Here is an 8,721-nt window from a genome sequence, read left to right as displayed (position 1 = left end):
TACTCCACCACCAGCATGCGCTTTTCCGCGTCGCCGGTCTTGGCGAGCGGCACCTGCTGGATCGGACGCAGCTGCACCAGCGCCGCGTATTCCGGGTCGATCACGAACGCGTCCCGCTCCCGCTGGAAGCGGTTCGGCACGATCTCCAGATTCCCGAAATCCGACACGTAGATGTCCGCCGCGCCGATGATCGTCGCCGGCTTGGCGCCGTTGACGTTGAAGCGCGTCGCGCCGATGCCGCCGAAAGTGCTGGCGCGCTGCTTGTTGAACGGCCCCACCATCAGCATTTTCGGGTTGCCGCCCTCGGCCCAGGTCTTGGCGATCACGTCCTTCAGGATCGTCTCGGTGAACGAGCGCTGCGTGCCGTCGACCCGGGCGGCGTTGACGACGCCGTTCGACACCGTCGGATTGGTGCCGTCGCTGGCCTTGCTGGCATTGGTGCGCAGGAACGACGGCAGTCCCGCCGTCTTGCGCGCCGTCGAGGTCGAGCCACGCACGCTTCGGCGTCCCGCCCACCTCAAAGAAACCCTTTGGAACCGGACCGGTTGAGTCTCAACGTCAACTCTTCCGCCATCAATCGCATCGGCAACGACGAAGCGGCAGAAACCACTCACCTTCGTTCCGCCAGCGGTATGGCTATTGGTACGAGGATTTCGCGCTGCTTACGAAGGCATTCGATTAATTGTATCCGCGACCCTCACGCCTAACAGGGAGGATCGCCAGAGAATCGTAAGTCGATGAAGGCCTCAGACATCGGAACGTTTGATCATTCAATCGATATCTTGCCGTTGATGGTTAGGGTCAAATGATTGGCTGGGCAATAAAGGCAAATTTGCATTCGCCTCCCAGCTCAATTGGCTGACTCTGTTTCTGAAATATGGATAAGTCGCAATTTGGCCGACTGTACCCAAGAACACCTCAACCGCATCTCGGGATCGGCCATGCAAACTATCGTACAGCGTCACATAAGTCGCATTAGCCTTAAGCAACACCCTCCGTCCACATTTAACCAAGACTGTCCAATTATATGTCCCTTGAGCAACACCAATATCAGAATTAAAACTGAATTCGCTCATATCACCGCCGTAAGAAAATTCTCGCTTGGCTTCCTCGGTTGAAAAATACTCTGGCTTTATAACAAAATCAGCTAGGGTTAAAACAATTGCCCTCAACGAGGCATTCATCGCAACGCTATTATATTCCTTCACGGTGAAGGTCGGAGCGCTTTGCTGCTCCACATTTTTTTTCTTTGAATTCATCTTGTTCACGCCAGTCACGCTGCCGCAATTTCAGTCTGTTTAACGTGATTAGATTGGTGACCAGACGGTCGGGGGATCACACCCCAAATATTCTGCTCTTCTGCAAACTTAACGATGAGGAATGGCGAATCCGGCGCCAAATCAGCATCACAGTTGTCCTCCTCAGCGTCTTCCTCCTTGAGATAAGCCATATCACTAGTCACCAATTCCTCGGCGGACACGCTCGCAGCATGGCGCTTCCATTCTTTCTTCAAATCGGTCAATCGCGCGCTTTCAACGTTGCATTCTTCGCCCAAAGCCGAGAAGAGCCTCGCAATCGTCCTCGCGTTCAAAGAAGCAGCCTCAGAGAAATATTGGCTCACGCGGGCAGCGCTCACACCCAAGCGCGCAGCCAACTCCTTGTTATTGACACCCTGATCCCTCATAAGCCACTGGAGCGAAAATTGAATCTCTGCAAGAAAACGCTCCTCAGCGACAATAAATTTCGCATCATTCTGGTTCATTTCTTACCTCCTTTGCCGCGCAGATTCGGTTTGCGATCGACATCGATAATCCGAGCAGCACGCTTCGCGGCTAGTTTGAGCAAGTGCTGGTCGGCTTTGTCCTGTTTCTTGCTGTCATCGACGGCCACCCCGATAAACGCCGGCTTCTCCTTATAGGTTGTCACGGTACCGTAAAGTCGCCACTGAGCAGCTGGCTTGAAGGCTCTGAGAGCGATGTCTGCCATATTTTTCAATCCGCTCGGGTGGGCATCTTCTGATGGAAATTGCGTTTTTGCGTTCAAGCCTCGCGGCCCGTTTTGACAAAACAGATTGAAAAGGGCTTGCAGCCGCGCCCTCGGTTGCACATCCAAAGCATCAACAGCTTCTTTCACTTTCCTCGTTACCCACACGCTGTAGACCCCTTCCGTGAGAAGGATCATCTCATCGCTGTCTGGTTCCTTTGGCATGTTTGAGATAGGTAGTTAAGAAAAATCTTAAAGGGCGCGTTTACGCTAGGGCAGATCTGCAGTTCTTCACAAGTGAAACTGGGGTAGATAAACAAAATCAGCTACATCGTTGGGCTCGCCACACCATCTGTATGAAGCGAGCCGTCGTGCAGATTGAATCACACAGTCGCGTCCTCAGCAAGAATCAAAGCCCAAAATGCGCGGCGCGCGAATCAGTGGGTTGAGCTGCAAGCCCAACCCACCTATCGATTAAGACGTTTCGAGATCCGCCGCCACGCCGTGCGCCTTCTCGGTCTTCACCTTCAGCCCATACTCCACCACCAGCATGCGCTTTTCCGCGTCGCCGGTCTTGGCGAGCGGCACCTGCTGGATCGGACGCAGCTGCACCAGCGCCGCGTATTCCGGGTCGATCACGAACGCGTCCCGCTCCCGCTGGAAGCGGTTCGGCACGATCTCCAGATTCCCGAAATCCGACACGTAGATGTCCGCCGCGCCGATGATCGTCGCCGGCTTGGCGCCGTTGACGTTGAAGCGCGTCGCGCCGATGCCGCCGAAAGTGCTGGCGCGCTGCTTGTTGAACGGCCCCACCATCAGCATTTTCGGGTTGCCGCCCTCGGCCCAGGTCTTGGCGATCACGTCCTTCAGGATCGTCTCGGTGAACGAGCGCTGCGTGCCGTCGACCCGGGCGGCGTTGACGACGCCGTTCGACACCGTCGGATTGGTGCCGTCGCTGGCCTTGCTGGCATTGGTGCGCAGGAACGACGGCAGTCCCGCCGTCTTGCGCGCCGTCGAGGTCGAGCCGGCCGTCGCCGCCTGGTTGTAGAGCAGGATCGCCTCCATGTCCCGCTTCAGCTCCGCGCCCTTCTTGGCCAGCTGATAGGACAGCTCGGACTTGCGCCCGGCCTTGTCCAGCACTTCCAGCGTACCCGAGATGATCACGTCCTTGCGGCTGATCTGGGTATAGTTGCCCAGTCGGTCGGTCGGCGTCACCGAGCTGAACGCTGCCACGTCGTCGCCTTCGACCACGGCGTTCGAGGTGCTGGCCGCCGCCAGCGAGTCCACCTGCCATTCGAAGAACGTGTTGCCGCACTTCTCCTTGGCGATGTTCGAGATGAGCGGCGTCTCTTCCGGGCTCACATTGTAGATGGCGTTCGCGATGTCCTCGCGGATGCCCTTCGCGTCGTAACGCGTATAGGTGTTCGATACGATAGCCATACGGCCTCCTTATAAAAGCGCTTGAATGATCTTGGCCGCGTCGGCGACGCGGCCGGTTTTCGCAAGCCGCTGCTTCTGGCGTGTCAGGTCGGGCGCGCCGCGCGCCGAGGCGCCCGGACGCAGCGTGGGCTGGGCACCGCCGATGGCGGCTTCCGCCTTGCGCCGCCCATTGTCGTACAGCCACGCCTTGCGCAGGATGCCCACCACGTCGGCGCGGGTGACGCCTTCGAGGTCCTGCGGGCTGAGCCCCTGGTCCAGTGCCCAGTGCAGGATCTGCTGCCTTTCGGTCTCCGCCACCCTCTGGTCGCGCCAGGCCGGAATGATCTCCGGCAGCCGCGATGCCTCGGTGTGAAGGTGCCGCTCCAGCATGTCCTGCTGTGCCTGCTGCGCCAGGGCAAGAACCCGCTCCTGCTCGGCGCGGACGGCCATGGCCTGCCGCTGCCGGGCGAACTCTTCGCCGTCCCATTGCTGCTTCAGCGCCGAGGCCTGCGCGGGATCCTGCGCGAACAGGCTGTCCCAGTCAGGCTCCTCCGGCGCCTCCTCCAGCGACTGGCGCAGCGTGCTCAGCAGCGCCGCGTATTCCGCCCGCTCCCGGTGCACATCCGCCAGTTGCTCGCGCTCGGCCATGATCGCCTCGCGCGCTTCCGCCAGTTTCTGCGTCTTGCGTGTGTAGTCCGCCTGCCGCGAATAGCCATGGACCAGCTCGTCGAGCGTCACCTCATGGTCTTCCCCGTCAACCTTCACGAGGTACCGAGGCTGCTCCTCGCCATCCAGGCCGTCCGCGTCGGCGTCCCCATACTCGTCCGCCCCGTCCCAGGCGTCCGCCTCATCGCTCCCGTCCTCGCTGCCCGTCGCCGGGTCGATCGCGAGCGCGATCCGTTTCTGAGCCTCATCCATGCCGATCCCTTGCGGGCTGTCGGTGTCCATCAGGTCGTCTCCTTGTGAATGCGCGTGCGCAGGCACCCCGCGATGTCGCGGGCTGCCTGTTGTTCGAATGGTCCGGAAGGGCGAAGCCGCTAGAGTTTGCCTTGCGGCCCGCAGGTAAGAACGCGGTCTTGCAACCACACAATCTTTGTGTCAGGCGTGGAAAAGCGGCAGGGGTTGAAAATCAGCCTGCCGCCGCCCCATTGCCTTGACGCCGGATAATCTGCTCGAGCTTTTCCTGAAGTGTCTCGCCGGGCATCTCATATCGCCGGATGTGTTCGGCGAGCATCCGGTCGATCCGGACGATGTCGAAAGGTTCGGCGACCTCCTCGGGCACCACCCGCAATTCAACGCCCCACATCCGGCAGCGGCGTCCCTCCTCGTCACAGATGAAGACCTGCGGGTCTTCCGCGTCATAGCTCTCGACCTCGCGACGCGCCTCATCTATGTCGCGAAAGACCTCGACATCGCCCGGCAAATAGGGATCGGTACTGTCGTTGTAGATAATTCTGACCATTGGCCCTGCCTCAAAATCTGTCCCACCAGGAGGTATCAGATCTCTTACTTTCCCACGGCCGGTAATGACCGACCAGTTCCGACTTGACCAGGGCTCCGTCCCGCTGGACGCCCCCGAGATCGAATATTCACCTGAGAAACTTCTCCATCAGCGACCGGGCGACCTTGCCGCCCTCCATGACCGCCGTCAGCCGGGTACGCACCTCGCCCAGCGCCTTCAACTGCCGGTAGAGCGCCTCGCGCCTGTCCGCATCCTTCCATCCGGACCCCTTCCACGCCTCGAAGCACTCCCGCTCGATCGTCTGGAACGCCTCGTCAAACAGCGGGTCTTCGATGATCTGCCGGGCGGCTTCACCCCGGCTCATCTCGTCCTGGTAATCACGCGTCATTTAATCCTCCTCGTGGCATGCAACACGGCCTGCGGGAAACTCAGCGTTGAATGGGTTAGGGGTCGCGGATTCAGCCGTCCGGCGGTGCAGCGCATTGGCTGCTCACGCCCGCATCCAGCTCCCGAACTTTTTTCAGGAGATACGCCTTGGTCAGCATCGGTACATTGTCGATCCAGAACATCTGGAGATCATCCTCGACCTGCTCGATGTCCGCCATCGCCGAAGCGCCGTCGCCTAGCTCCACGAAGGCATAGGCGCGCATCGCGGCGGCGCCCTCCCGGTAATAGGATTTCTGCAGCCGCTCTTCCTCCGAGATCAACCGCGTCAGGACCTTCACAGCTTCTGGGAACAGCCCCGCGCTAAGCGCCAGTTCTCCGGCAAGGTTCAGCGCGCCTAGCTTGTCGCGCTCCCGAATCCGGTCGGGAAGCGCGCCGATGATCAGTTCGAACCCTTCCTTGTAGTCTCGTGGCCTTCGACTTCCCCGCGCGGCGTCGAGGATCGCTTCCGATGCCTGTATGTCGAATAGCGACATCCCTGCCTGCATGTCTTCCCGGATGATTCTGATCTCCGTGTCCACCCGACTTGCTGCGGACGCACGTGCCCAGGCGCCGTCCAGCTCCGCCACCCGCTGCCTGGCTCGCCGCTCGGCCTCCTCGCTCCCCAATGCCACCCATTCTTCAAGAACCCGATCGGCAATCTTGCCCGCCAGCTTGATCTGGCGCCACATCACCGCATTCACCGCCGCCACCGCGTCATCGACATCCGCCCGCGTCTCTGGCATGGCGGGAGCATCCGGCACATCCGACATCAGCCGGACCGCCTCACGGACCGCCGCGAACTCTTCCTCGCTAACGGTCAGCGGACCTTCCCGGCGCAAGCGGAAAACCAGCGTCTGCACGACTGCCAAATGGGCGTTGTCCTGCTCCAGTGACACCTAGGTCGCCTCACCGGTTGGACTTTCCTTAGGCCCACTCCCTCTACGCATGTCGTCCGGCTCGAGGTCGGGAAAGGCAACCCACAGATCGTGCAGGATATATTCGTATAACCCCGCGACGAGCGGCGCCACGCTGCGCCTGTAGGCCTTGAAGACCTCCTCATCCTCGGTCTCGTTCACCGCTTGGACGGACCGGATGAGATTTTTAGCGGCCTCACGGACGAGTTTATCCACGCGCGTTGCGGTCTCGGCGGATTTGATCATCTCTAGGCCCCGCTGCTTTCCCATGGCGGCAGACCAAAGGTCCGATCATGCCTGCCAAGCCATAGAACCGGTACTTCCGAGTGCTCCAGAACGATGCGGATTTTCTGGAAGGCCAGCACCAGGGCCTGGACGGCATCCACACCGCCGGCGCGCGAGATCACGGTGTCCGCGTTAAGGCCGTCGATCTGGAACGGGCAGTAATGATCGCCGCCTTCGGGAAACAACACCGGAATTCCCACCCGCACGAGGACATCCCCGCCCCCTTCCAGCTGATAGGTGCGCTCGGCGATGACGGTGCCGATCGATTCAAGATTCAATGCGGCTCCCCCCGTGTTCGGTTGAGGAGCACGACGGCCTTCTTGGCCATCCGCCGAAGATCTTCGCCCTTGATAGCCCCAATCGCCTCATACGCGCGGGCGCGGGCCTCCTGTTTGCCCATGGTCACGACATCTCTCTGGAACGAGGCCAAGATTTGGCCGGCCACAGAAACGTACCGCCGGCTTTCACCGACAAGCTCACGGAGAACATCGCGCCAATTCTCGGCATCTGGTGGAGGCAGTTCGGCACCCAAAAGCATCCGGCAACGCTCGAGCAGCAACAGCTCGTGCTGCTCCACGATGTGCCCCTCATCCGACGCCGCGGACCACTCGAGTTTTTGCAAATCACGCAGGCTACGATGAACCTGCTCCTCTCCACGCAATGCCTGCCTTCTACCAACGAACTCGTTGAACTCTGCGTAGAGCGGCTTATCCGGTGCCGATGGAGGCAGCCATTTCATGAAGTCTCGTTCGTAGCCGATATCTGGCCCGCCCCGACGGCCGAACCCCTCCATCAAATGCGTAAGGCACCACCCGAACAACGCCCAGTCCCGGGCCTTGCGCGCGATCCGGGCCAGGACGTCGAGTGCATGGATCGAAAAGCTTCCATCTTCTTCCGAAAGCTCAACCCCGCGTCGCCCCAGTTCGATGGCCTCCCCCATGTCGGTACGGTTGAACCAAAGAAACTCGGCAAGAGCAGTGTGAGGATAGAAGTGGCGCGGCTCCAGGTGGACGAGCTTGCGCATCGCCCATTCCTTCCCGACATCGTCGAACTCATAGCCATACTCGAAACTGAGCAGGTTCAGGATGGCCGCCACCTCATCATGCTCCACCGCGCCTCTCAGCCTTCTGAGCAGCAGATCGATCGCAGGACTCGATCCACTTTCCCCTGCCTCTATAGATCGCCGACGGAGTTTTCTGACTTCCTCAAACAGAGCGAGATAATCGAAGTTATTCAAGCGGCCTCCCGGCGAAGCGGAAATTCCATGCCGATACACGGAACGATACTACGACATTGCATAATGCCGGCCATCATCTAGACAAAATATCTATTAAAAATCAAACACTTACAATCATTATCAGCAAGGTCAAAAGCTATGAACGAACTTCCGGCCCTATCTCTCCGGCTCTCTCCAGAAGGTATTTTTTCGTCAAGATCGGCACGTTCGCAATCCATGACATTGTGAGCGTGTCATCGAGTTCATTAATACTTAAAATCGCTTTATCCATCTGTCCCAATTCTATTAGAGCGAAAGCTCTCATTGCGAAGGCACCTCCCCGAAACCAAGTTTCACCTTCCGATTCGCCCTCAAGGAGAAGCAAGTCGAGCAATTCAATCGCCTTGCTAAAGAGACCAGCTTCCAAAGCAAGTTCACCAGCAAAACATAGAATTTCTAACCTATTCTCAAAGCGGTCAATCTCGCCTGCTACAATTTGGTAAGCACCCAAATAGTCCCGAATGGTCCGTCGCGACTCTACCAAGTCAATTATCTGACTAAAATTAAACAGGATTTCCCCCACACCTCTCCGAAAGACATCCTTGCATACAAGCATCCCATGAGCCACCCCAGATATGACGTTTATCGGGGTCATAACGCGCATCTGAACACTGCGTCCGACACGCCTTCCGTTCCTCACCACAATCAGCGTCGCGCGGCGGCGTGGGTGTACGTTCAAATAATGACTCCCACCACCGCTGGAGAGTACGCGCCGCTTCTTCGTTTCGTTTCCATCGCTCTGAATCCGGTGCCGGCGGGAATGGATACGGTGGCCACTCCGGAATCGGAATCCCGCCCCCTTGCTTCTGCTTGCCTTTCGGCAACCCCATAGCGACTGGAACTACGGGCGCCCCACGATACATGGATGTATACGTCCCATGATCCGGCTCACGGCGATGTGGTGACGCAACATTTCCTCGTTGGATGGTAACGGGTCTTCCATGTGTGCCCGTCTC

At 59.0% G+C, this 8,721-nt stretch carries 13 protein-coding genes; all 13 read right to left on the bottom strand.

The genetic code is table 11. The features are described from left to right. The coding region (locus tag WJU17_RS18840) for a DUF5309 family protein (protein WP_346328936.1) at nt 1-497 on the bottom strand (497 nt) is incomplete at its 3' end. A 273-nt stretch (nt 498-770) separates the two neighbouring features. Then, nucleotides 771-1,268 carry a hypothetical protein gene (locus WJU17_RS18835; RefSeq protein WP_346328935.1) on the bottom strand — a complete coding sequence of 166 codons (498 nt, stop codon included), beginning with the start codon at nt 1,266-1,268 and terminating at the stop codon, nt 771-773. Nucleotides 1,269-1,273: 5 nt separating this feature from the next. Continuing rightward, the gene (locus WJU17_RS18830; protein ID WP_346328934.1) at nt 1,274-1,762 is read right to left on the bottom strand and encodes a helix-turn-helix transcriptional regulator; all 489 of its coding nucleotides are present in this window, start codon (nt 1,760-1,762) and stop codon (nt 1,274-1,276) included. Continuing rightward, a complete protein-coding gene (locus WJU17_RS18825) occupies nt 1,759-2,181 on the bottom strand; it encodes a hypothetical protein (protein WP_346328933.1) in 423 nt (140 codons plus the stop codon). The genes WJU17_RS18830 and WJU17_RS18825 overlap by 4 nt, the downstream gene beginning before the upstream one ends. Nucleotides 2,182-2,457: 276 nt before the next feature. Next, nucleotides 2,458-3,423, bottom strand: coding sequence for a DUF5309 domain-containing protein (locus tag WJU17_RS18820; protein WP_346328932.1), 966 nt, complete (start codon nt 3,421-3,423; stop codon nt 2,458-2,460). Nucleotides 3,424-3,432: 9 nt separating this feature from the next. Beyond that, entirely contained in the window at nt 3,433-4,350 is a 918-nt protein-coding gene (locus WJU17_RS18815; RefSeq protein WP_346328931.1) for a hypothetical protein, read from the bottom strand. Between the two features lie 181 nt (nt 4,351-4,531). Then, nucleotides 4,532-4,864, bottom strand: coding sequence for a hypothetical protein (locus WJU17_RS18810; RefSeq protein WP_346328930.1), 333 nt, complete (start codon nt 4,862-4,864; stop codon nt 4,532-4,534). A gap of 127 nt (nt 4,865-4,991) precedes the next feature. After that, nucleotides 4,992-5,252 carry a hypothetical protein gene (locus WJU17_RS18805; protein ID WP_346328929.1) on the bottom strand — a complete coding sequence of 87 codons (261 nt, stop codon included), beginning with the start codon at nt 5,250-5,252 and terminating at the stop codon, nt 4,992-4,994. A gap of 70 nt (nt 5,253-5,322) precedes the next feature. Next, complete coding sequence (locus tag WJU17_RS18800; protein WP_346328928.1) at nt 5,323-6,186, bottom strand: hypothetical protein; 864 nt, start codon at nt 6,184-6,186, stop codon at nt 5,323-5,325. Next, on the bottom strand, nt 6,187-6,450 hold the full coding sequence (locus tag WJU17_RS18795; protein WP_346328927.1) for a hypothetical protein: 264 nt from the start codon (nt 6,448-6,450) through the stop codon (nt 6,187-6,189). Between the two features lie 2 nt (nt 6,451-6,452). Next, complete coding sequence (locus tag WJU17_RS18790) at nt 6,453-6,767, bottom strand: hypothetical protein (RefSeq protein ID WP_346328926.1); 315 nt, start codon at nt 6,765-6,767, stop codon at nt 6,453-6,455. Beyond that, nucleotides 6,764-7,726: a hypothetical protein gene (locus WJU17_RS18785; protein WP_346328925.1), complete on the bottom strand. Its 963-nt coding sequence runs from the start codon at nt 7,724-7,726 to the stop codon at nt 6,764-6,766. The genes WJU17_RS18790 and WJU17_RS18785 overlap by 4 nt, the downstream gene beginning before the upstream one ends. A gap of 136 nt (nt 7,727-7,862) precedes the next feature. Further along, entirely contained in the window at nt 7,863-8,288 is a 426-nt protein-coding gene (locus WJU17_RS18780) for a hypothetical protein (protein ID WP_346328924.1), read from the bottom strand. Nucleotides 8,289-8,721: the final 433 nt, after the last annotated feature.

The organism is Iodidimonas sp. SYSU 1G8 (genome assembly GCF_039655775.1).
Taxonomy (GTDB): domain Bacteria; phylum Pseudomonadota; class Alphaproteobacteria; order SMXS01; family SMXS01; genus RI-34.
Note: the sequence above shows the minus strand (reverse complement) of the source record. Positions and strands in the feature narration are given on the sequence as shown.